General features: G+C 70.6%; 19 protein-coding genes. 10 read left to right on the top strand and 9 right to left on the bottom strand.

Annotated elements, in window-relative coordinates; genetic code table 11:
* Window positions 1-24: 24 nt before the first annotated feature.
* Both ACFWBB_RS12425 and ACFWBB_RS12420 read right to left on the bottom strand, forming a co-directional pair.
* On the bottom strand, window positions 25-1,005 hold the full coding sequence (locus tag ACFWBB_RS12425) for a pirin family protein (RefSeq protein WP_385269924.1): 981 nt from the start codon (window positions 1,003-1,005) through the stop codon (window positions 25-27).
* A 326-nt stretch (window positions 1,006-1,331) separates the two neighbouring features.
* Window positions 1,332-1,814: an SseB family protein gene (locus ACFWBB_RS12420; protein WP_385269922.1), complete on the bottom strand. Its 483-nt coding sequence runs from the start codon at window positions 1,812-1,814 to the stop codon at window positions 1,332-1,334.
* A 206-nt stretch (window positions 1,815-2,020) separates the two neighbouring features.
* Between ACFWBB_RS12420 and ACFWBB_RS12415 the strand changes: the two genes are divergently transcribed.
* The 3 genes from ACFWBB_RS12415 to ACFWBB_RS12405 all read left to right on the top strand — a co-directional run bounded on the left by ACFWBB_RS12415 (window position 2,021) and on the right by ACFWBB_RS12405 (window position 5,662).
* Window positions 2,021-3,862 carry an acyl-CoA dehydrogenase gene (locus ACFWBB_RS12415; protein WP_385269920.1) on the top strand — a complete coding sequence of 614 codons (1,842 nt, stop codon included), beginning with the start codon at window positions 2,021-2,023 and terminating at the stop codon, window positions 3,860-3,862.
* A 132-nt stretch (window positions 3,863-3,994) separates the two neighbouring features.
* Window positions 3,995-5,317 (top strand): M18 family aminopeptidase, encoded by a 1,323-nt coding sequence (locus ACFWBB_RS12410; protein WP_385269918.1) that lies wholly within the window; start codon window positions 3,995-3,997, stop codon window positions 5,315-5,317.
* Window positions 5,318-5,410: 93 nt separating this feature from the next.
* Complete coding sequence (locus ACFWBB_RS12405; RefSeq protein ID WP_356252325.1) at window positions 5,411-5,662, top strand: DUF6458 family protein; 252 nt, start codon at window positions 5,411-5,413, stop codon at window positions 5,660-5,662.
* Between the two features lie 269 nt (window positions 5,663-5,931).
* Here the strand turns inward: ACFWBB_RS12405 and ACFWBB_RS12400 are convergent, their stop codons facing one another.
* Complete coding sequence (locus ACFWBB_RS12400; RefSeq protein WP_385269915.1) at window positions 5,932-6,324, bottom strand: cupin domain-containing protein; 393 nt, start codon at window positions 6,322-6,324, stop codon at window positions 5,932-5,934.
* Window positions 6,325-6,376: 52 nt separating this feature from the next.
* Here ACFWBB_RS12400 and ACFWBB_RS12395 point away from each other — a divergent pair, with 52 nt between their 5' ends.
* Both ACFWBB_RS12395 and ACFWBB_RS12390 read left to right on the top strand, forming a co-directional pair.
* Window positions 6,377-7,390, top strand: coding sequence for a GlxA family transcriptional regulator (locus ACFWBB_RS12395; protein ID WP_385269913.1), 1,014 nt, complete (start codon window positions 6,377-6,379; stop codon window positions 7,388-7,390).
* On the top strand, window positions 7,387-7,881 hold the full coding sequence (locus ACFWBB_RS12390) for an LURP-one-related/scramblase family protein (protein ID WP_385269911.1): 495 nt from the start codon (window positions 7,387-7,389) through the stop codon (window positions 7,879-7,881). The genes ACFWBB_RS12395 and ACFWBB_RS12390 overlap by 4 nt, the downstream gene beginning before the upstream one ends.
* Window positions 7,882-8,114: 233 nt before the next feature.
* On the opposite strand, the gene ACFWBB_RS12385 is transcribed toward ACFWBB_RS12390, so the two are convergent.
* Window positions 8,115-8,945, bottom strand: coding sequence for a carbon-nitrogen family hydrolase (locus tag ACFWBB_RS12385; RefSeq protein WP_385269909.1), 831 nt, complete (start codon window positions 8,943-8,945; stop codon window positions 8,115-8,117).
* A gap of 265 nt (window positions 8,946-9,210) precedes the next feature.
* Between ACFWBB_RS12385 and ACFWBB_RS12380 the strand changes: the two genes are divergently transcribed.
* Window positions 9,211-10,035 carry a maleylpyruvate isomerase family mycothiol-dependent enzyme gene (locus ACFWBB_RS12380; protein ID WP_385269907.1) on the top strand — a complete coding sequence of 275 codons (825 nt, stop codon included), beginning with the start codon at window positions 9,211-9,213 and terminating at the stop codon, window positions 10,033-10,035.
* Window positions 10,036-10,223: 188 nt separating this feature from the next.
* Here ACFWBB_RS12380 and ACFWBB_RS12375 read toward each other — a convergent pair whose 3' ends face one another.
* Window positions 10,224-11,126: a D-alanyl-D-alanine carboxypeptidase family protein gene (locus ACFWBB_RS12375; RefSeq protein ID WP_385269905.1), complete on the bottom strand. Its 903-nt coding sequence runs from the start codon at window positions 11,124-11,126 to the stop codon at window positions 10,224-10,226.
* 347 nt (window positions 11,127-11,473) lie between these two features.
* On the opposite strand from ACFWBB_RS12375, the gene ACFWBB_RS12370 reads away from it, so the two are divergent.
* From ACFWBB_RS12370 to ACFWBB_RS12360, 3 genes are all read left to right on the top strand, one after another.
* Window positions 11,474-12,151, top strand: a complete 678-nt coding sequence (locus ACFWBB_RS12370) for a GntR family transcriptional regulator (RefSeq protein ID WP_385269903.1) — start codon at window positions 11,474-11,476, stop codon at window positions 12,149-12,151.
* Entirely contained in the window at window positions 12,148-13,461 is a 1,314-nt protein-coding gene (locus tag ACFWBB_RS12365) for a nitrate/nitrite transporter (protein ID WP_385269901.1), read from the top strand. Before ACFWBB_RS12370 ends, ACFWBB_RS12365 begins: the two co-directional genes overlap by 4 nt.
* A 413-nt stretch (window positions 13,462-13,874) precedes the next feature.
* Window positions 13,875-14,069 carry a hypothetical protein gene (locus ACFWBB_RS12360; protein WP_385269899.1) on the top strand — a complete coding sequence of 65 codons (195 nt, stop codon included), beginning with the start codon at window positions 13,875-13,877 and terminating at the stop codon, window positions 14,067-14,069.
* A 103-nt stretch (window positions 14,070-14,172) separates the two neighbouring features.
* Here ACFWBB_RS12360 and ACFWBB_RS12355 read toward each other — a convergent pair whose 3' ends face one another.
* From ACFWBB_RS12355 to pdhA, 3 genes are read right to left on the bottom strand one after another with little or no spacing between them, the layout of a single operon-like run.
* Window positions 14,173-15,657 (bottom strand): dihydrolipoamide acetyltransferase family protein, encoded by a 1,485-nt coding sequence (locus ACFWBB_RS12355; protein WP_385269897.1) that lies wholly within the window; start codon window positions 15,655-15,657, stop codon window positions 14,173-14,175.
* A 10-nt stretch (window positions 15,658-15,667) separates the two neighbouring features.
* Window positions 15,668-16,660, bottom strand: a complete 993-nt coding sequence (locus tag ACFWBB_RS12350) for an alpha-ketoacid dehydrogenase subunit beta (RefSeq protein ID WP_385269895.1) — start codon at window positions 16,658-16,660, stop codon at window positions 15,668-15,670.
* 1 nt (window position 16,661) lies between these two features.
* On the bottom strand, window positions 16,662-17,885 hold the full coding sequence (gene pdhA / locus ACFWBB_RS12345) for a pyruvate dehydrogenase (acetyl-transferring) E1 component subunit alpha (protein WP_385269893.1): 1,224 nt from the start codon (window positions 17,883-17,885) through the stop codon (window positions 16,662-16,664).
* Window positions 17,886-18,583: 698 nt separating this feature from the next.
* Here pdhA and ACFWBB_RS12340 point away from each other — a divergent pair.
* A complete protein-coding gene (locus tag ACFWBB_RS12340; RefSeq protein WP_385269891.1) occupies window positions 18,584-19,906 on the top strand; it encodes a phosphotransferase in 1,323 nt (440 codons plus the stop codon).
* Window positions 19,907-19,996: 90 nt separating this feature from the next.
* On the opposite strand, the gene ACFWBB_RS12335 is transcribed toward ACFWBB_RS12340, so the two are convergent.
* Window positions 19,997-21,583, bottom strand: coding sequence for a protein kinase (locus tag ACFWBB_RS12335; protein ID WP_385269889.1), 1,587 nt, complete (start codon window positions 21,581-21,583; stop codon window positions 19,997-19,999).
* Window positions 21,584-21,675 lie beyond the last annotated feature (92 nt).

Genomic DNA, 21,675 nt, shown 5'->3' with positions numbered 1-21,675 from the left:
GGGCCTTGTCGTAACGTATCGAACTCAGGCGGTCTGCGGGCCGCCTTCCGTCATCCCGTGCACCGCCGGAATCGTGCCCAGCCGGCCCTTCTGGAAGTCGTCGAAGGCCTGCTGGAGCTCGTCCTTGGTGTTCATCACGAACGGGCCGTAGTGGGCCATCGGCTCACGGATCGGCTGGCCGCCCAGCAGCACGACCTCCAGGTCGGGCGTGTGGGAGTCCTGCTTCTCGTCCGCGCGGACCGTCAGCGAGGAACCCGCGCCGAAGACCGCCGTCTGCCCCAGGTGGATCGGGCGGCGCTCCGCGCCGACCGAACCGCGACCCGCAAGGACGTACGCGAGGCCGTTGAAGTCCTCGCGCCACGGAAGAGTGAGTTCCGCACCCGGCGCGACGGTCGCGTGGACCATCGTGATGGGGGTGTGGGTGATACCGGGACCGGCGTGACCGTCCAGCTCGCCCGCGATGACACGCAGGAGCGCGCCGCCGTCCGGGGTCGACAGGAGCTGTACGTGCCCGCCGCGGATGTCCTGGTAGCGCGGGGCCATCATCTTGTCCTTGGCCGGCAGGTTCACCCACAGCTGGAGGCCGTGGAAGAGACCGCCGGACATGACCAGCGACTCCGGCGGCGCCTCGATGTGGAGCAGGCCGGAGCCGGCCGTCATCCACTGGGTGTCGCCGTTGGTGATGGTGCCGCCGCCGCCCTGGCTGTCCTGGTGGTCGAAGATCCCGTCGATGATGTAGGTGACGGTCTCGAAGCCGCGGTGCGGGTGCCAGGGGGTGCCCTTCGGCTCGCCCGGCGCGTAATCCACCTCGCCCATCTGGTCCATCATGATGAACGGGTCGAGGTGGCGGTAGTTGATCCCGGCGAACGCGCGCCGAACCGGGAAGCCCTCACCCTCGTAGCCGCTGGGCGCGGTGGTGACGGTGAGCACGGGACGTGCGACCGCGTCGGCCGATGCCGTGACGCGCGGCAGGGTCAGCGGGTTCTCGACGGTCACTGCGGGCATGTCCGTACCTCCTTGGGCGATGTGCCACCCAGTTTAGTTGAGCATTGAACTTCCTGCCACCCGTAACGATGCAAGCGCGGAAGACATTCCCATGAGGGGTCGACCGCGGGGATCGGTGGCGCGCGGTGCACAGGGGGGCGCAGGGTGCGCGCGGGGGCGCGGGGGTGCGGCCGCCCGGGGGAACCCTATGACATGGCTGTGACAACAAGGGGGCCGTCCCGGGCCGCAGGGAAACAGCCGGGCGGCGCCCGGAAAGAAGCGGACGAAGCCGGAGGGAGGAGAGGGAGGCAGGGAGGAGGGAGGGAGGGAGGGAGGGAGGAAGACCCTCAGCCGTACATCCGCCGCATCGCGAACTCGACCATCTGCTCGACCGCCTTCGCGTCGAACACCATCCGGTGCTCGCCCTCCATGTCGAGGACGAAGCCGTAGCCGGTGGGCAGCAGATCGATCATCTCGGAGCCGGTGATCACGAAGTACTTGGACTCCTTGCCCGCGTACCGGCGCAGCTCCTTGAGCGAGGTGAACATCGGGATCACCGGCTGCTGGGTGTTGTGCAGGGCCAGGAAACCGGGGTTGTCGCCGCGCGGGCAGTAGACCTTGGAGGTCGCGAAGACCTGCTGGAAGTCCTCCGCGGCCAGTGACCCGGTGGTGAAGGCCCGCACCGCGTCCGCGAGGGACGGCGGGGACGGCTCCGGATAGAGCGGCGGCTGCTGACCGTACCCGCCGTGGCCGCCGGGCATCTGCTGCTGCGGCGGGGCGTACTGCTGCTGTGCAGCACCGCCGTCCATGGGCTGGCCGTATCCGTACATGGGCGCAAGCGTACCGAGCGCGCCCGGCGGGCGGGGCGGTACGGGGGCCCGTCCCGGGCGGGCGTGACGCGTAACGCGTCACAGATGGCCGGATCGGGGTTGCGACTTATTACCGACGGGTAGCATCATCGGTAGCTACTTGTTGGTATCTGAACTAGCGCGAGGATCCCAGTCCCTCGCCGATCTCTCTTTACGGAGCCGTCGCCATGGGGCACTACAAGTCGAATCTCCGCGACATCGAGTTCAACCTCTTCGAGGTGCTCGGGCGCGACAAGCTGTACGGCACCGGCCCGTTCGGAGAGATGGACACCGATACCGCGAAAAGCATCCTCGAGGAGCTGACCCGCCTCGCGGAGAACGAGCTGGCGGAGTCCTTCACCGACGCCGACCGCAACCCGCCGGTCTTCGACCCCGAGACCAACACCGCGCCGGTACCCGCGTCCTTCAAGAAGAGCTACCAGGCCTTCATGGACTCCGAGTACTGGCGGCTCGGCCTGCCCGAGGAGATCGGCGGCACCACCGCCCCGCCGTCCCTGATCTGGGCGTACGCGGAGCTGATCCTCGGCGCGAACCCGGCCGTGTGGATGTACTCCTCCGGCCCGGCCTTCGCCGGAATCCTCTTCGACGAGGGCAACGACGTCCAGAAGAAGATCGCGCAGATCGCCGTCGACCGGCAGTGGGGCTCCACGATGGTCCTCACCGAGCCGGACGCCGGCTCGGACGTCGGCGCCGGCCGCACCAAGGCGGTCCAGCAGGAGGACGGCTCCTGGCACATCGAGGGCGTCAAGCGCTTCATCACGTCCGGCGAGCACGACATGTCGGAGAACATCCTCCACTACGTCCTCGCCCGCCCCGAGGGAGCCGGACCCGGCACCAAGGGCCTGTCCCTCTTCCTCGTCCCGAAGTTCGAGTTCGACTTCGAGACCGGCGAACTGGGCGAGCGCAACGGCGCCTACGCCACGAACGTCGAGCACAAGATGGGCCTGAAGGCCTCCAACACCTGCGAGATGACGTTCGGCGACCGGCACCCCGCCAAGGGCTGGCTGATCGGCGACAAGCACGACGGCATCCGCCAGATGTTCCGCATCATCGAGTTCGCCCGCATGATGGTCGGCACGAAGGCGATCTCCACCCTGTCGACCGGCTACCTCAACGCGCTCGAGTACGCCAAGGAGCGCGTCCAGGGCTCCGACCTCGCGCAGTTCGGGGACAAGGCCGCGCCGAAGGTCACCATCACCCACCACCCCGACGTGCGCCGCTCGCTGATCACGCAGAAGGCGTACGCGGAGGGCATGCGCGCCCTCGTCCTCTACACGGCCTCGATCCAGGACGCGATCGCCGTGAAGGAGGCGAACGGCGAGGACTCGAAGACGGAGCACGCGCTCAACGACCTGCTCCTGCCGATCGTCAAGGGCTACGGCTCCGAGAAGGGCTACGAGCAGCTCGCCCAGTCGCTCCAGACGTTCGGCGGCTCCGGGTTCCTCCAGGAGTACCCGATCGAGCAGTACATCCGTGACGCCAAGATCGACACCCTGTACGAGGGCACCACGGCGATCCAGGGCCAGGACTTCTTCTTCCGGAAGATCGTCCGCAACCAGGGCGCGGCGCTGAACTCCCTCGCCGAGGACATCAAGAAGTTCCTCGCGCTGGGCACCGGCGGCGAGCAGCTGGCCGGCGCCCGCGAGCACCTGGCCAAGGCGGCCGTCGAGCTGGAGGCCATCGTCGGCCTGATGCTGACCGACCTCGCGGCCACCGAGCAGGACGTCAAGAACATCTACAAGGTGGGACTGAACACCACCCGTCTGCTGCTCGCCTCCGGTGACGTCATCGTCGGCTACCTGCTGCTCAAGGGTGCCGCTATCGCCGCCGAGAAGCTGGAGTCGGCCTCCACGAAGGCCGTGTCCGCCAAGGACGTGGCGTTCTACACCGGCAAGATCGCGGCGGCGAAGTTCTTCGCGGCCGACGTCCTGCCGGGCGTCACCCTCGCCCGCAAGATCGCCGCGGGTGTCGAGCTCGACCTGATGGAGCTGGACGAGGCCGCCTTCTAGGACCCGGCCCAGCCGCTCAGAGGCCGCGTTCCAGGACGCATCCGCACATCCGCGCAGCACTCCACATTGTCCTCACGAGGGCCCGCTCCCCATCACCGGGAGCGGGCTCTCGTCCGTCGTTAAGGTGAACCCATGAGCGCACCCTCCCGCTTCGACCGCGGCCACACCGACGACCTCATGACGTTCCTGACGGCGAGCCCATCGCCGTACCACGCCGTGGCGAACGCGGCCGAGCGCCTGGAGAAGGCCGGGTTCCGCCAGGTCTCGGAGACGGACGCCTGGGACGTGGAGACCTCGCCGGCCTCCGCCGCGGGGACCGGCGGCAGGTATGTGCTGCGCGGGGGCGCGATCGTGGCCTGGTACGTCCCCGAGGGTGCCGCGCCGCACACGCCGTTCCGGATCATCGGCGCGCACACCGACTCCCCGAACCTGCGCGTCAAGCCCCAGCCCGACACCGGGGCGCACGGCTGGCGCCAGGTGGCCGTGGAGATCTACGGCGGTCCGCTGCTCAACTCCTGGCTCGACCGGGACCTGGGCCTGGCGGGCCGGCTCACCCTGCGGGACGGCTCGACGCGGCTGGTCGACATCGGCCGCCCGTTGCTGAGGGTTCCCCAACTCGCCATCCACCTGGACCGGACGGTCAACACCGACGGGCTCAAGCTCGACAAGCAGCGCCATCTCCAGCCGGTCTGGGGGCTCGGCGGGAACGTGCGCGACGGCGACCTCATCGCCTTCCTCGAGCAGGAGGCCGGGCTGGCCGCGGGGCAGGTCACCGGCTGGGACCTGATGGCGCATTCCGTGGAGCCGCCCGCCTATCTGGGCCGCGACGAGGAGCTGGTGGCCGGCCCCCGCATGGACAACCTGCTGTCCGTGCACGCGGGTACGGCGGCGCTGGCGGCCGTGGCGACCGGCGGCGAGAGCCTGCCGTACATCCCGGTGCTGGCCGCCTTCGACCACGAGGAGAACGGCTCCCAGTCGGACACGGGCGCCGACGGACCGCTGCTGGGCAATGTGCTGGAGCGTTCGGTGTTCGCGCGCGGAGGGTCGTACGAGGACCGGGCGAGAGCCTTCGCGGGGACCGTCTGTCTGTCCTCCGACACCGGTCATGCCGTCCACCCCAACTACGCGGAGCGGCACGACCCCACGCATCACCCCCGGGTCAACGGCGGCCCGATCCTCAAGGTCAACGTCAACAACCGCTACGCGACCGACGGTTCGGGCCGGGCGGTGTTCGCCGCCGCCTGCGAGAAGGCGGGCGTGCCCTTCCAGAACTTCGTCTCCAACAACTCCATGCCGTGTGGCACGACCATCGGCCCGATCACCGCGGCCCGGCACGGAATCCGTACCGTCGACATCGGCGTGGCCATCCTGTCGATGCACAGCGCGCGGGAGTTGTGCGGCGACGCCGACCCCTATCTGCTGGCCAACGCGCTGGTCGCGTTCCTGGAGGCGTAGCAAGTCGGCCGCCGCGCATGGGAGTCGGGCCCGTGGGTACCCGGACCGGGTGGTGAACCGGAACGGCCGGTACACCGGACAGGAGGCGACATCATGGGCCTCGGCGGGTGCATCATCCTCATCGCCGTGGGAGCCATCCTCACGTTCGCGACCGACTGGGACATGCAGGGCGTCAACCTCGACCTGGTCGGCGTCATCCTGATGATCGTCGGCCTGATCGGCGTGACGACGTTCAGCAGCATCGCCCGGCGGCGCCGGGTGATGGTGCCTCCCGCCTCGACCACGGTGGTCGAGACGGAGCGGCACCGACGCGGCGACGGCTACAACGACGGCTACGGCGTCTGACCGTGACCCCGGTCAGGCGTCCGGCCCGGCCAGGACCAGCGGCAGCCGGTTCGCCCCACCCCGGTGAGGCGGACCGGAACGCACCGGTCCTGCTGGTGGTACGGCAGGCGGGGTGCTCCCCGGCGGGATCGTCGTCGCACGAGGCCGCCGTCGGGGCGCTCTCACCCTGAACGCCACGCCACGTCCCGCTCACGCCGGTCAAAAGCGTGGCCACGCCCGGGCCTTCCAGGTGAAGGAGCCGGGCGCCGCCATGTCCCGTCCGGGACGGCTCAGGCCAGGGCGTGCCCCGTCGTCACGTCCACATGGTCCGGCACGTCGTCATGGCGGTCGCCCACGGAGAGCGTGCCGGTCGGCTCGAAGACGAGGATCTCCGTGGGGACCGGCGCGAACGGCCTGTGCTCCGTGCCGCGCGGCACGGTGTACAGCGAACCCTTGGGGAGGACGACGGTACGTTCGCCGGCCGGCTCCCGCAGCCCGATGTGGAGCTCGCCGTCCAGGACGAGGAAGAACTCGTCGGTGTGTTCGTGGACGTGCCACACGTGCTCGCCCTCGACCTTCGCGACGCGTACGTCGTAGTCGTTGACGGCGGCGACGACGCGAGGGCTCCATCGCTCGGTGAACGAGGCGAGGGCGGAGGTCAGGGAAACGGGTTCGGTGGTCATGTGCTCAGCGTGCGGGATGCGTCACCCGCCCCACGAGTGCTAGGAATCGCACATGACGCAAGGATCCTCTCAGCGAGCCGAACAGGGCCGGACGCACAAGGTCGCCGTGATCGTGGACGAGGGCACCAATCCGTTCGAGGTCGGCGTCGCCACCGAGCTGTTCGGCCTGCCCCGGCCCGAACTCGGGCTGCCCCGGCCTCTGTACGAGGTCATGCTCTGCACGCCCACGCGCGAGGTGCGGATGAACCATGGGTTCTTCACCATGACCGGCGGGCGTGGCCTGGACGCGGTGGACTCGGCGGACACTCTCGTCGTGCCGGGCCGGCCCGACAACGTCGTACCGCGTGACCCGGCCGTGCTCGACGCCATCCGGCGCACCCACGCGCGCGGGGCGCGTGTGATGAGCCTCTGTACCGGCACGTTCGCGCTCGCCGAGGCCGGGCTGCTCGACGGGCGCCGGGCCACCACCCACTGGATGTGGGCCGAGGCGTTCCGTGCGCTGCACCCGAAGGTGCGGCTGGAGTCCGATGTTCTCTTCGTCGACGAGGGTGGCATCCTCACCGCCGCGGGCAGCGCCGCCGCGCTCGACCTCGGACTGTACGTCGTACGGCGCGACCATGGCGCGCAGATCGCCAACGCCGTCTCCCGCCGGCTGGTGTTCGCCGCCCACCGGGACGGAGGCCAACGCCAGTTCGTGGAGCGGCCGGTGCCGGACGTGCCCGACGAGTCGCTGGCGCCGCTGCTGACCTGGGCGCGGGCGCGGCTGGGGGAGCCGCTGACGGTGGCGGAGCTCGCGGCGCGGGCGGCGGTGAGCCCGGCGACCCTGCACCGGCGGTTCCGGACCCAGCTCGGCACGACTCCGCTCGCCTGGCTGACGGGAGAGCGGGTGGCCCTCGCCTGCCGGCTGATCGAGCGGGGGGAACAGCGACTGGACGTCGTGGCGGCCAGGAGCGGGCTGGGCACCGCCGCGAACCTGCGCGCGCGGGTGAGGCTCGAGACCGGACTCAGCCCATCGGCCTACCGGCGGCGTTTCGGACCGGCCGCGGGGGAAGCCGTAACGGCATGAGATTCCTCGTGCGCGACCGGCTCCTCGGCATCGGTGACGACTACTGGATCGAGGACGACCACGGCAACAGGGTGTACCTCGTCGACGGCAAGGCCATGCGGCTGCGGGACACCTTCGAGCTGAAGGACACCCACGGCCGGGTCCTGATCGACATCCGTAAGAAGATGCTCGCCCTGCGGGACACGATGGTGATCGAGCGGGACGGCGAGCCGCTGGCCACCATCCGGCGCAAGCGGCTGTCGTTGCTGCGCAACCACTACCGGGTGGCCCTGGCGGACGGCCGCACCGAACTCGACGTCAGCGGCAAGATCCTCGACCGGGAGTTCGCGGTCGAGTACGACGGCGAACTGCTGGCCGTCGTCTCCCGGCGGTGGATGCACCTGCGGGAGACCTACGGCGTCGACGTCGTACGGGAGGACGCGGATCCGGCACTGCTCATCGCGGTGGCCGTGTGCGTGATCCACCTCGCCGACAAGGAGCGTGAGGACTAGGACCCGGCCGGACCGCTCCGACCGGGCGGCCAGAGACCGAACAGGACCGGGTGGGACTGGCCAAGACCGACTCGGATCGACCGGCGCCGAATCACACCGACAGCGACCCGGTCGACCAGGACCCGCCAGGCCCCGGCCGGACCGATCAGGACCCGCCAGGACCCGACCGGACCGACCACGACCCGGGACCTGACCGCGCCGACCTACGCCGGCCAGTACTGGCCCGCCATCGGCTAGGAGGACCGGCGTACAGGAGTGCGCAGCCCGAGCACCCGGTCCTTCAGGGCCGGGAACTGCTCCCGGGTCGTGGCGACCCGGGACGGATCGAACTCGACCGTCAGGATCTCCTCGCCGGAGCCCGCCTCGGCCAGCACCTCGCCCCACGGATCGACCACGATCGAGTGACCCGCCTGCGGAACTCCGGCGTGTGTCCCGGCCGTTCCACACGCGAGCACGAACGCCTGGTTCTCGACCGCCCGCGCCCGGGCCAGCAGCGTCCAGTGCGCCCGGCGGCGCTCCGGCCAGCCCGCGGAGACCACCAGGGTCTCGGCACCCGCGTCGACGAGACCGCGGAACAGTTCGGGGAAACGGAGGTCGTAGCAGGTGGCGACACCGACGGTCGTCTCCGGCAGGCGGACCGTCACCAGTTCCTCACCCGCGCCCATCAGCACGGCTTCGCCCTTGTCGAAGCCGAAGCGGTGGATCTTGCGGTAGGCGGCGGCCAGCTCACCGGAGGGGGAGAAGACGAGAGACGTGTTGTAGAGGGAGCCCTCACCCGTGGCGGAGCCGCTGTCCGCCGGCGCCCGCTCCGGGATCGAGCCCGCGTGCAGCCAGACGCCCGCGTCGCTCGCGGCCTTGGCCATCTCCTCGTACGTCGGCCCTTCCAGGGGCTCGGCCTCGCCGGCGAACTCCTCATAGGCGAATGCCCCGGTCGTCCACAGCTCCGGCAGCACCACGAGGTCGGCGGCACCGGCCTGCTCTCTTACCAGCGCGGCGACCCGAAGCCGCCGCGATTCGACCGATTCGCCCTCTTCTACAGCGATCTGGATGAGAGAGGCGCGCACACTACCACCGTCCTGGCATTCGAGTCGTCCACAGGGCCTACGATCGTCACACGAAAGCACTGCCGGGGTGCCTCACAGCAGCGTAACTTGGGGGTCCCCCCGATTCGAGCGCAGCCGAGAATCAGGGGAACTCCGAGACACCCGAGACACCCGCGACATCTGCCGACACCGCCACCTCCCGCCGACACCTGCCGACACCGCCACCTCCCGCTGGCATCGCCGCCACAGCCCACCCGAGTACCGACCGCCGAGGGGTCCCGTTTCCGTGAGTCTGCATCCCACCCTCCAGCCCTACGCCGACGCCTGGACCCACTCCATCGAAGCGATATCCGAGCTGGTGCTGCCGCTGGTGGAGGCGGACTGGAACCGCCGCACGCCCTGCCCGGGCTGGTCGGTGCGCGACATCGTGTCGCACGTCATCGGGCTGGACTGCGAGATGTACGGTGATCCGCGCCCCATCCACACCCTCCCGCGCGACCTGTACCACGTCACCAACGACATCCAGCGCTACATGGAGATGCAGGTCGACGTCCGCCGCCACCACACGGCGCCGGAGATGACGTCCGAGCTGGAGTACACGGTCATCCGCCGCAACCGCCAGCTGCGCAACGAGTCGCGCCAGCCCACCACGGTGGTGCGCGGCCCGCTGGGTACCGAGCTCACGCTCGAGGAGTCCATGCGCAGGCACGCGTTCAACGTGTGGGTGCACGAGCAGGACCTGCGCGCCGCCCTCGGCCGCCCCGGCAACCTCGACTCCCCCGGCGCGCTCATCGCCCGCGACGCACTGCTCGCCGAGCTCCCGGCGGTCGTCGCCGAGAAGGCCGACGCCCCGCGTAGCTCCGCGGTCGTCATCGACGTGCACGGGCCGATCGAGTTCCTGCGCACGATCCGCGTCGACATCCAGGGCCGCGGCACCCTGGAGACGGCTCCCGCGCTCGGCCCGGCCGCCGCGTTCACCCTCGACTGGGAGACCTACGTCCGGCTGGCCTGCGGCCGGGTGACGGCGGAGGCGGTCTCCGACCGGGTGAAGGCGGAAGGGGAGCCGGAGTTGACGGCGGCGATCCTGCGGAACTTCGCGGTCACGAAGTAGCCGGCGCCCGGCCGGGCGCCCACCGGCAGGTCTCACCGGCCGAGTCCCACCGGGAGGGTCGGTCGCTCCGGTGGGTGCGCCACCGGGTTGCGGCACCACTCGACACCACGGGCCCGTCGTCTCGACAGAACGGGCCCGTCGCGCGATCACGACGGGCCCGTTCTGGAGACTTACCGGTTGAGCGGGTGTCAGCCCAGCTTGGCGAAGCCGTAGTTCAGCAGCTTCGTCGCGTCGGCGGCACGCACCGTCGCGTTGGTGGAGGCCAGCACCGTGCCCACGACGGTCTTGCCGTTACGGGTGGCGGCGAAGACGAGGCAGTACTTCGCCTCGGGGCCGGAGCCCGTCTTCACGCCGATCGTGCCGCTGTAGCTGCTAAGCAGCGTGTTGGTGTTCACCCAGGCCGCCATGGTGCGGGTGGAGCCGGTCTTGGTGATCGTCTTGGCGGTGTACGACTTGGTCTTGACGACCGCACGGAAGTTCGCGCTCTTCAGCGAGTTGCTGGCGAGCTTCGTCAGGTCCTTGGCGGTCGAGTAGTTCGACCCGTTGCCGATGCCGTCGAACGAGTCGAAGTGCGTCTTCGTCATGCCGAGCGTCTTGGCCTTGCTGTTCATCTTGGCGATGAAGTTCGTCACGCGCGCGGCCCGCGTCGTGCCCGTGCCGAACTTGTCGGCCAGGGCGTACGCGGCGTCACAACCGGACGGCAGCATCAGCCCGTAGAGCAGCTGACGGACGGTCACCTTGTCGCCGACGATCAGCCGGGCGGAGGACGCGTTGTTCGCGACGATGTAGTCGCTGTACGCCTTCTGGATGGTGACCTTGGTGTCCAGGTTCAGGTTCGACTGCGACAGCACGACGTTCGCCGTCATGATCTTCGTTGTGGAGCCGGTGGACAGCTTGGTGTCCATGCCCTTGTTGTAAAGCGCGGCACCGTTCGCGTTGTTCATCACGAAGCCGGTCTTGGCGGCGATCGTGGGCGTCGTGACAGCCTGCGCGGGTGCCGCGGTGAGGGCCCCGGTCGCGAGCACTGCGCCGGCGGTGACGGCAACGGCTGCGGCCCTGCGGACTCGGATGCCCTTGATGGCGGTTATCAACTGAAATACCCCGATTACGTCGAATGCCCCTGCGATGCGGCCAAGTTGGAGGGGAGAAAGATGAGCCGCACATGTGTGACACGTAAGTAGCACACAAAGTTGTGCGTCTGCCGGGCAGAATTTCCGATTACTTGGCCCGGCTCTTACCCGGGGCCCCGGACCGACCCCCGAGCCGACCCTCCGGCAGCCCCTGCGAGCCGCCCCCGAACCGGCCCCGAACCGGCCCCGAACCGGCCCCTGCGGCGGCTTCGCATCGGCCCTTGCGCAGGCGCCACCCGCCCCCCGGCCACAGGTCCGCATGATGGACCGGTCACCCGATGCGTACGTGTTGTATCTATCCTGTGGGCATGCCAGCCTCCGCCCCGCCCGCCCCCGCTCCCGCTCCCGTGAAGCAACCGCCCGCCGCCGACCGCGTGTACGCCCACGTCAAGCAGGGTGTCCTGGACCGCCGTTACGAGGGCGGCACCCTCCTCACCGAGGGAGAGCTCGCCGAAGCCGTGGGGGTCTCGCGCACACCGGTGCGGGAGGCGCTGCTGCGCCTGGAGGTGGAGGGGCTGATCAAGCTCTACCCGAAGAAGGGCGCCCTGGTCCTGCCGGTCTCCGCACAGGAGATCGCGGACGTGGTGGAGACCCGCCTACTGGTGGAGGAGCACGCGGCGCGCAAGGCGGTCCCCGCGCCTGCCGGTCTGATCGAGCGCCTGGAAGAGCTGCTGGCGAAGCAGAAGACGCAGGCCGCCGAAGGCGACCTGGCCGCGGCCGCCGTGACGGACCGCTGCTTCCACGCGGAGATCGTCCGCAGCGGCGGCAACGCGATCCTGTCGAGGCTGTACGACCAACTCCGCGACCGTCAACTGCGGATGGGCGTCGCCGTGATGCACTCCCACCCCGACCGGATAGCCAAGACGCTCAACGAGCACGAGGAGATCCTTCAGGCGCTGCGCTCCGGCGATGCCGAGGCCGCCGTCGAGATCGTGCACCGGCATGTCGGCTGGTTCTCGCACCTGGCCCGCGGGGAGGTCCGATGAGCACCGCCCCGCGCAGCGTGAACTCCACCCTTCCGGGTGATCCGCCGGGCGGACGGCGCGCGATGGCCGTCTGGGGGATCGGCGTCTCGGTCTACTTCGTCGCGGTCATCTTCCGCACCTCCCTGGGGGTGGCCGGCCTCGACGCCGCCGACCGTTTCCAGGTGAACGCCTCGGCCCTGTCCACCTTCTCGATCCTCCAGCTCCTCGTCTACGCGGGCATGCAGATACCCGTGGGCCTGCTGGTCGACCGGCTCGGCACCAAGAAGGTGCTGGCCATCGGCGCCGTGCTGTTCACGGCCGGCCAGCTCGGCTTCGCCTTCTCGCCGTCCTACGGCACGGCCCTCGCCTCGCGCGCGCTGCTCGGCTGCGGGGACGCGATGACGTTCATCAGCGTCCTGCGGCTGGGGACCCGGTGGTTCCCGGCGCGACGCGGCCCGATGGTCGCGCAGATGGCGGGACTTGCCGGGATGGCGGGCAACCTGGTCTCGACCCTCGTCCTGGCCCGCCTCCTGCACGGCATCGGCTGGACCGCGGCCTTCGCGGGCAGCGCGGTGGCGGGAGTGGTCGTCCTGGTCCTCCTGCTGCTCTTCCTGAAGGACCACCCCGAGGGCCACGAGCCCGAGCCGTTCCCGCACCAGGGCGCGGCCTACGTCCGCCGCCAGATCGCCGCGTCCTGGCGCGAGCCGGGTACCCGCCTCGGCCTGTGGGTGCACTTCACCACCCAGTTCCCGGCGATGGTGTTCCTGCTGCTGTGGGGTCTTCCGTTCCTGGTGGAGGCGCAGGGCCTGTCACGGGCGACGGCCGGCGAGCTCCTGACCCTGGTGGTGCTGTGCAACATGGTCGTGGGCCTGGTCTACGGCCAGATCGTCGCCCGCCACCACGAGGCACGGCTGCCGCTGGCCCTGGGCACGGTCGGCGCGACGGCGCTGATGTGGGCGGCCACGCTGGCCTACCCCGGCGACCGGGCGCCGATGTGGCTGCTCATGGTGCTCTGCGCGGTTCTGGGGGCGTGCGGCCCCGCCTCCATGCTCGGCTTCGACTTCGCCCGTCCGGCCAACCCGCCCGAGCGCCAGGGAACGGCCTCCGGCATCACCAACATGGGCGGCTTCGTGGCGTCGATGACGACGCTCTTCGCGATCGGCGTGCTGCTGGACGCGACCGGCGACGACTACACGATCGCCTTCTCCTGCGTCTTCGTCCTCCAGGCCCTCGGTGTCAGCCAGATCCTTCGGCTGCGCAAGCGGGCGGCCCGGCGGGAGCGGGAGCGGCTGGTGGCGAGCCGGGTGGAGACAGTGCACGTTCCGGCGTAGGGCACGTGTTTCACGTGAAACAGGTGCGCCTTTCAGTGGAACAGGTGGGCCCGTCCCGGGTACGGCTGCCGCGTTGCCGGGGGCCGTCTCGTAGGCCGGGTCGCCGCCGTGGTGCAGGTGGGTGACGGCCAGCCCGCCGCCGTCGGCGGTCGCGACGGCGGCGCGGTCCGCAAGGCCGCCGCGGCCGAGATCACGCCCCACTTCCCGCGTCGAACTGGCCAAGGCCCGCGACGGGTCGCGCTTCGCTGCCGCCCGTGCCGGTACGGGGTCGGGCGATGCGGCCACGCGGGCTTCTCGTCCGCGAAACGCGGTGGTAAGGGCGCCCGTTCGACGTCTACCGCCGGGCCTCATCGGCGTGTGGCGCAGTAGCCGGAGCGCCGGACTTCTCACCCGGAGGGCGTCTGCCCGCGTGGGTGACACCCGAAGTCCTTCGGGACGGCTTCGCCACCGGCGTGCCGAGCGCCGGCGGGCCCTCGACCGAGTGCGAGGCCGGGACCGTCGCCGACGGCGGCCGGGCGGACGAGCACGCCGCCCGACATCTGTTGCTCCTCGGCCGGACGCCGGACGGCCGCCACTGGCCAAGGACGGAACCGACCTCGGCCACGTGAGGCCGCTGGCGTCGCCGACATCGCCGACGACCGGACGGAAGGGGCCGCGCCCCCGCCCGTCCGAAGGGCCGCACGCCCCGCGGGGTGCGCGGCCATCCGTCGGCTAACCCCAGGTGATCAGCTTCTTCGGCTGCTCCAGGATCGCCGCCACGTCCGCCAGCACCCGGGAGCCCAGCTCGCCGTCCACCAGCCGGTGGTCGAAGCTGAGTGCCAGCGTCGTCACCTGACGAGGCTTCACCTTGCCCTTGTGGACCCACGGCTGGAGCTTGATCGCGCCGATCGCGAGGATCGCGGACTCGCCGGGGTTCAGGATCGGGGTGCCGGTGTCGACGCCGAAGACGCCGACGTTGGTGATGGTCACCGTGCCGCCCTGCATGGCGGCCGGTGACGTCCGGCCCTCCCGCGCCGTGGAGACCAGCTCGCCCAGGGACTCCGCCAGCTGTGGCAGTGTCTTGGCGTGGGCGTCCTTGATGTTGGGGACCAGCAGGCCCCTGGGGGTGGCGGCCGCGATACCCAGGTTGACGTAGTGCTTGACCACGATCTCCTGCGCCGCCTCGTCCCAGGAGGCGTTGATCTCCGGGTTGCGCTTGAGGGCGACCAGCAGAGCCTTGGCGATCAGCAGGAGCGGGTTGACCCGCAGGCCCTGCATGTCCTTGTCCTGCTTGAGCTCCTCGACCAGCTTCAGCGTGCGCGTCACGTCGATCGTCACGAACTCCGTGACGTGCGGCGCGGTGAACGCCGAGCCGACCATCGCCGCCGCCGTCGCCTTGCGGACGCCCTTGACCGGGACACGGGTCTCCCGAGCCGTGTCGTACGCCGGCACGGACACCGCCGCAGAGGCCGTGGCCGTGGCCTGCGGCACCTGCGGCACCGTCTCGGCTTCCGGAGCGGCCGGGGCCGCCGGGGCCGCCGGGGCCGCCGGGGCCGCCGCCGCGTGGACGTCCTCGCGGGTGATGACGCCGTCCGGGCCGGACGGGACCACCGTGGCGAGGTCGACGCCGAGGTCCTTGGCCAGCTTGCGCACCGGCGGCTTGGCCAGCGGCCGTTCCTTCACGGCGGGCCCGCCGCCGTGACCGTTCAGTTCCGCCTGGACCGTGTCCGGGACCCGGGGGACCGCGATCTCCGTGCCCTTGCGCGGGCGGCGCTTGGTGGAGGAGACGGCCACGCCGTACCCGACGAGGACCGGCTGGCGGCCCGAGCCGACGGACTTCGCCGCCTGGGCCTTCGGTGCTTCGGCCACCGGTGCCTCCGGCATCGGCTCCGGGGTGGCCTGGGTCTGCGCGGCGGCCTGTGCCGGTACCTCGGCCACCGGGGCGTCACCCGCCCCGCCCGTCACGTCCACCGCGATGATCGACATGCCCACGTCGACCGTGGTGCCCTCGGGGAAGTGCAGAGCCCGGACCACCCCGTCGTAGGGGATGGGCAGCTCGACGGCGGCCTTGGCCGTCTCGACCTCGCACACCACCTGGCCGTCCGTCACGGTGTCACCGGGCTGGACGTACCACTTGAGGATCTCGGCCTCGGTGAGCCCCTCACCCACGTCGGGCATCTTGAACTCGCGTACGGACGCTTCCGTCATCGTCGTCACGACCCTCTCCTCAGTACGCCAGGGCACGGTCGACGGCGTCGAGCACCCGGTCCAGGCCAGGCAGGTACTCCTCCTCCAGGCGGGCCGGCGGGTACGGGGCGTGATAGCCGCCGACCCTGAGCACCGGGGCCTCCAGGTGGTAGAAGCAGCGCTCGGTGATCCGGGCGGCGATCTCCGCGCCGGAGCCGAAGAACACCGGCGCCTCGTGGACCACGACCAGGCGGCGGGTCTTCTCCACCGACGTCTGGATCGAGTCGAAGTCCAGCGGGGACACCGATCGCAGGTCCAGGACCTCCAGGTTCTTGCCCTCCTCGGCGGCCGCGGCGGCGACCTCCTGGCAGAGCTTCACCATCGGACCGTAGGCGACGAGCGTCAGGTCCGTGCCCTGGCGGACCACCCGGGCCTTGTGCAGGGGGCCGGGGATCGCCTCGGTGTTGACCTCGCCCTTGTCCCAGTAGCGCCGCTTCGGCTCGAAGAAGATCACCGGGTCGTCGCTCTGGATGGCCTGCTGCATCATCCAGTACGCGTCGGACGCATTGGACGGGGAGACGATCTTCAGGCCGGACACATGCGCGAAGAGGGCCTCGGGCGACTCCGAGTGGTGTTCGACCGCGCCGATGCCGCCGCCGTAGGGGATGCGGACGACGACCGGCAGCTTGACCTTGCCGAGCGAGCGCGCGTGCATCTTCGCGAGCTGCGTGACGATCTGGTCGTAGGCCGGGAAGACGAAGCCGTCGAACTGGATCTCCACCACCGGTCGGTAGCCGCGCAGGGCCAGTCCGATCGCGGTGCCCACGATGCCGGACTCGGCGAGCGGGGTGTCGATGACACGGCTCTCGCCGAAGTCCTTGTGCAGGCCGTCCGTGACCCGGAAGACGCCGCCGAGCTTGCCGACGTCCTCACCCATGATCAGGACTTTGGGGTCCTCCTCCAGGGCCCGGCGCAGCGACTCGTTGATCGCCTTGGCCAGGGCCAGGTTCTTGGACGTCACACTCTCCGCCATGTCAGTTTCCCCCCGAACCCGCGGCGAGGCCGCTGTCAGATTCCGTCGCGAACGATGCCTGGTAGGCGGCGAACTGGGCCCGCTCCTCGTCGACGAGCGCGTGTCCGTCCGCGTACACGTTCTCGAAGATGGCGAAACGGTCCGGGTCCGGCATGGCGCGGACCGCTTCGCGCACTCGTCTGCCCAACGCCTCGCTCTCCGCCTCGAGTTCCGCGAAGAATCCCTCGTCCGTGTGGTTTGACGCCTCCAGGAAGCGGCGAAGGCGCAAAATCGGGTCCTTGGCCTCCCAGGCCTCGCGCTCCTCGTCGGCCCGGTACTTCGTCGGGTCGTCGGAGGTGGTGTGGGCGCCCATGCGGTACGTGTACGCCTCGACGAGGGTGGGTCCGGCACCGTCGCGGGCCCGGTCCAGCGCCCACCTGGTGACCGCGAGGCAGGCCAGGACGTCGTTGCCGTCGACGCGGACGCCCGGGAAGCCGTAGCCCTGCGCGCGCTGGTAGAGGGGCACGCGGGACTGCTTCTCGGTGGGCTCCGAGATCGCCCACTGGTTGTTCTGGCAGAAGAACACGACCGGCGCGTTGTAGACCGCGGAGAACGTGAAGGACTCCGCGACGTCGCCCTGGCTGCTGGCGCCGTCACCGAAGTAGGCGATCACCGCGCTGTCCGCGCCGTCCTTGGCGACACCCATCGCGTAGCCCGTGGCGTGCAGCGTCTGGGAGCCGATGACGATCGTGTAGAGGTGGAAGTTGTTGCCGTTGGGGTCCCAGCCGCCGTTGTTCACCCCCCGGAACATGCCGAGCAGATTGGTCGGGTCGACCCCGCGGCACCAGGCGACGCCGTGCTCGCGGTAGGTGGGGAAGACGTAGTCGTCGTCGCGCAGGGCCCGGCCGGAGCCGATCTGGGCGGCCTCCTGGCCGAGCAGCGAGGCCCACAGACCCAGCTCGCCCTGACGCTGGAGGGCGGTGGCCTCAGCGTCGAAACGGCGGGTGAGCACCATGTCGCGGTAGAGGCCGCGGAGCTCCTCGGGGGTGACATCGGCGACGTACTTGGCGTACTCGGCGTTCTTCGCGTTCTTGACCCGCTTGCCCTCCGGCGTCAGCAGCTGCACGAGCTCGGGCTCGGCGGCCTTCCTGGCGGTGGTGCGGGTGGTGCGCTCGGTGCCGGTGGTGCCGGCCTTGCTTCCGGCGCTGCGTCGCGGCTTGCGCGCGGCAGTGCTCTCCACGGTCACGTGTGCTCCTCCGTCGGTCCGGCCCCCGGGGTTGCCGGGTACCAGTGCGGCTCACCTGTTTCCGGCACCCGTGCACGGGGTGGGTGTCACTCGGTCGGAACAGGTGTGACAGGTGCCCCGGCGAGCGCCCTGCGGTCATCACGTTACCCAGTGCTTCACATTTCTGTGAAACCCCTCTTGACCTGCGTTTTTGCTTGGATTTCCAAGTAAATCGGCAAAGTCGGGAGAGAGCCTGGTCACAGCCTTGCAGGAGGCCGGAGCAACGGCACGTTATCCCGGCCACCCGGTCCACGGGAAGAGTCAGTAGGTGAGACTGAACGAGTGCGCGAAGCATGAGAAATCACTGTTTTTCCACTCGCCGACCCTGAGATCGTCCGGCGCGGGGGACCACGAGACGCTGCCCGTGGAGGGGGATGGGGTCGCCGGGAGGGTGTCGGGCGGGGAACCCACCGGCGCGGAAACCGAGCTCGCCGGCCGGCGCCCCGGTCCATCGGCGGCGCGGTCCGCTTCGACCCGGTCCACGTGCGCGTGGCCCGCGGTTCGTGACCGTACACACTCCTGGGGCGACCTGAAGCGATCACCTGTGACACCTGTTGACCTTGATTGACCTTCAGTGACTTTCTGTGACAACGCCCAGCTCACGGCGCCTGGGCGTGCCCTAGCATCGGGGCGTGCCGCGCTCCTGTGTACCCCCCTCCATGCTCCACGCGCCCCCTCTGGGCGCCCTGCTCCGCCGGTACACCGCCGGCACCGCGCTCGCCTGCGAGCCCGTCGACGAGGGGCTGCTGAACCGCGGCTACCGGCTACGCACCACTCGAGGCCGCTACTTCCTCAAGCACCACTTCGACCCGGACACCGCCGACCCCGCCTCCATCGCCCGCCAGCACCGGGCCACCGAGCGCCTGGCCGACCTCGGCGTCCCGGTCGCTCCGCCGCTGCCCGGCCGCGACGGACGCACGGTCGCCGTCGTCGGCGGCCACGCCTACGCCCTGCACCCCTGGATCGACGGCCGCCACCGCCACGGCGCCCAGCTCACCCCCGGCCAGTGCGGCCGCCTGGGAGCGCTGCTGGGGGTGGTGCACGCCAGCCTGGAGCACGTGATGCGGGCGCAGGGCGAGCGCCCGGCCCCCAGACGCGGGGACCAGGTGGCCCTCGCGCGGGGTGAGCGCGTATCCCGTGGGCGTGCGGACGGCTCGGGGCGTGGAGACGGCGTGCCACCGGCGCGCGAACCGGCGCACCGCACCACACCGACACCGCCGCCGACAGAGACACCGCCCCAGCACGTCACCCGCGCCGGAACCACCGCTCCGACCCGGCACACCACCCCGGCCGGAACCACCGATCCAGCCGAGCACGCCGAGCACGATCCTGCCGTCCCTGCCGAGCACGCCACCGCTGCCGGGCTCGCCACCCCCGTCGAGGCCATTGCCCCCGCCGAGAGCACCGTCCCCGCCCCCAGCCCCGACCCCGCCGACACCTTCGTCCTCATCGACGCCCTGCTCGCGCGCGTGCGCCGCCACCGCCCCGCCGACTCCTTCGACGAACTCGCCCGCCACCGCCTTCTGGAGCGGCGCACTCTGCTGGAACGACACGCGGACCGGCGTCCCCCGCACAGCGGCCCGGTCGGCTGGGTGCACGGGGACTTCCACCCCTTCAACCTGCTCTACCGCGGGGACGCTCCCGCCGCCATCGTCGACTGGGACCGGCTGGGGCTGCAGCCCCGGGCCGAGGAGGCCGTCCGCGCCGCCGCGATCTTCTTCGTCCGTCCCGACGGCACCCTCGACCTGCCGAAGGCCAGGGAGTACGCACGCGCGTACCGGCGCGCGGCCGGGGCCACGCCCGTCGAACTCGCGGCGGCCGTGCACCGGGTGTGGTGGGAGCGCCTCAACGACTTCTGGATGCTGCGCTGGCACTACGAGCGCGGCGACACCCGCGCGGACTCCCAGTTCCCGGCGGGCTCGGCCCTCGCCGTGTGGTGGACCCGGGAGTACGACGAGGTGTGCGGGGCGTTCACGGACTGACCTGAGCCGCGCCAGAACACACACGCGCGCGTGGGGCCCGGTCACGGGCCGCACGCGCGCATGTGGCGATTCGTGGCGTACGCCGGTCGGTCAGCCGATGCTGCCGAGCGTGGTGCCACCCTGGTCCGCACCGCTCGTGGTGCCGCCCGTCTCGCCGGTTCCGCCGTCCGTCCCCGGGTCGGACGACTGCGTGTCGGTCGGCTCGTCCGACGGCTGGGTCGCCGTCTCCTCGTCGCTCGGCTCACTGCTGGCCGACGGGGAGGAGGAGTACGACGGCTTGGACGAGGGCGAGTACGTGGGCGTCCAGTTCGAATCGGAGTTCGACCCGGAGGTGTCGTCCGGGTTTTCCTCCGTGGACGTGTCGCTCGGCTCGTCGGTCGGCGTCGCGCTGGTGCTGGCCTCCGGCGCAGACTGCGAGGTGGACGGCGACGGCGAGGTGCCGGCGTCGCCGCTGCCCTTGCCCTGGCCGTTCAGCGCGAGCGCGACGCCCGCCGCGATGGCGATCACCGCGAAGACGGCGAGGATCCACAGCTTGCCGCGACCGCTGCCCCTGTTGCCGTGCCCCTCGAAACCGCCTTCGTCACCGCCGCCGTAACCGGTGGGCAGGATCGGCTGCGGGATCTGCGAGGTGCTGGAACCGTCGGCGCCGTGCGGCAGCACGGTCGTGCTCGCGAAGCCGCCGGCGGCCGCACCGCGACCGTCCTGCGCGCCGACCGGGCCGGTGTTCCAGGTGCCGGTGTGGCCACCCTGGTCGTACAGCATCTGCAGCCCGTACTGGACGAGGCCGCGCATCTCCTCCGCCGTCTGGAACCGGTCGTCCGGATCCTTGGCCAGGGACCGCATGACGAGACCGTCGAGCTCCGGCGGGCACTCCCCGTCCGAGGTCTGCGACGGCGGCACCGGGATGTCCTGCACGTGCTGGTAGACCACCGACAGCGGCGTCTCCCCGGTGAACGGGGGCCGCAGGGCGAGAAGTTCGTACAGCAGGCAGCCCGTCGCGTACAGGTCGGAGCGGTGGTCGACGGCCTTGCCGAGCGCCTGCTCCGGGGAGAGGTACTGCGGGGTGCCCATGACCATGCCGGTCTGCGTCATCGTCGTGGACGCGCCGTGCAGGGCGCGCGCGATGCCGAAGTCCATCACCTTGACCGCGCCGTTGTGCGTGATGATCACGTTCGCCGGCTTGATGTCACGGTGCACGATGCCGTGCTGGTGCGAGTAGGCGAGCGCCTCCAGCACGCCCGAGGTGATGATCAGGGCCTGCTCGGGGCCCGGGGCCTCGGCGTTGAGGAGCAGGTCGCGGATCGTGCGCCCCTCGACGATCTCCATCACGATGTACGGCACGCTCTGGCCGCCCACGAAGTCCTCGCCGGAGTCGTACACGGCGACGATCGAATGATGGTTGAGGCCGGCCACCGACTGGGCCTCACGCGTGAAGCGGGCCTTGGACACCGGGTCCTCGGCCAGGTCGGCGCGCAGCAGCTTGACCGCGACGGTTCGTCCGAGACGTACGTCCTCGGCCGCGAACACCTCGGCCATGCCACCTCGGCCGAGTCTGCGGGTCAGCCGGTATCGGCCGTCCCCAACCAGCCCGCCGTTGCCCCAGTTCTCCGGCGCGTCTGACATACCGCCGCCAGTCGCCTCGGGGTCGGACGGGCCCTGAGCGCGCTGCTGTGCCATCAGTCCTCGCCGTCGTTTCTGCCCGCGGTGCGCGCGGTGTTGTTACGGTCTCCGTCGGCCACGCTACAGCCTCCGCGCAAGCCTCCGGCCCG

The sequence above is a fragment of the Streptomyces sp. NPDC060000 genome (assembly GCF_042737375.1).
Taxonomy (GTDB): domain Bacteria; phylum Actinomycetota; class Actinomycetes; order Streptomycetales; family Streptomycetaceae; genus Streptomyces.
Note: the sequence above shows the minus strand (reverse complement) of the source record. Positions and strands in the feature narration are given on the sequence as shown.

Excerpts from the sequence above, each read along its gene's own strand:
- ACFWBB_RS12425 (WP_385269924.1), bottom strand. The coding sequence starts at position 1,005 with ATGCCCGCAGTGACCGTCGAGAACCCGCTGACCCTGCCGCGCGTCACG.
- ACFWBB_RS12420 (WP_385269922.1), bottom strand. The coding sequence starts at position 1,814 with ATGTACGGATACGGCCAGCCCATGGACGGCGGTGCTGCACAGCAGCAG.
- ACFWBB_RS12415 (WP_385269920.1), top strand. The coding sequence starts at position 2,021 with ATGGGGCACTACAAGTCGAATCTCCGCGACATCGAGTTCAACCTCTTC.
- ACFWBB_RS12410 (WP_385269918.1), top strand. The coding sequence starts at position 3,995 with ATGAGCGCACCCTCCCGCTTCGACCGCGGCCACACCGACGACCTCATG.
- ACFWBB_RS12405 (WP_356252325.1), top strand. The coding sequence starts at position 5,411 with ATGGGCCTCGGCGGGTGCATCATCCTCATCGCCGTGGGAGCCATCCTC.
- ACFWBB_RS12400 (WP_385269915.1), bottom strand. The coding sequence starts at position 6,324 with ATGACCACCGAACCCGTTTCCCTGACCTCCGCCCTCGCCTCGTTCACC.
- ACFWBB_RS12395 (WP_385269913.1), top strand. The coding sequence starts at position 6,377 with ATGACGCAAGGATCCTCTCAGCGAGCCGAACAGGGCCGGACGCACAAG.
- ACFWBB_RS12390 (WP_385269911.1), top strand. The coding sequence starts at position 7,387 with ATGAGATTCCTCGTGCGCGACCGGCTCCTCGGCATCGGTGACGACTAC.
- ACFWBB_RS12370 (WP_385269903.1), top strand. The coding sequence starts at position 11,474 with ATGCCAGCCTCCGCCCCGCCCGCCCCCGCTCCCGCTCCCGTGAAGCAA.
- ACFWBB_RS12365 (WP_385269901.1), top strand. The coding sequence starts at position 12,148 with ATGAGCACCGCCCCGCGCAGCGTGAACTCCACCCTTCCGGGTGATCCG.
- ACFWBB_RS12350 (WP_385269895.1), bottom strand. The coding sequence starts at position 16,660 with ATGGCGGAGAGTGTGACGTCCAAGAACCTGGCCCTGGCCAAGGCGATC.
- ACFWBB_RS12340 (WP_385269891.1), top strand. The coding sequence starts at position 18,584 with ATGCTCCACGCGCCCCCTCTGGGCGCCCTGCTCCGCCGGTACACCGCC.
- ACFWBB_RS12335 (WP_385269889.1), bottom strand. The coding sequence starts at position 21,583 with ATGGCACAGCAGCGCGCTCAGGGCCCGTCCGACCCCGAGGCGACTGGC.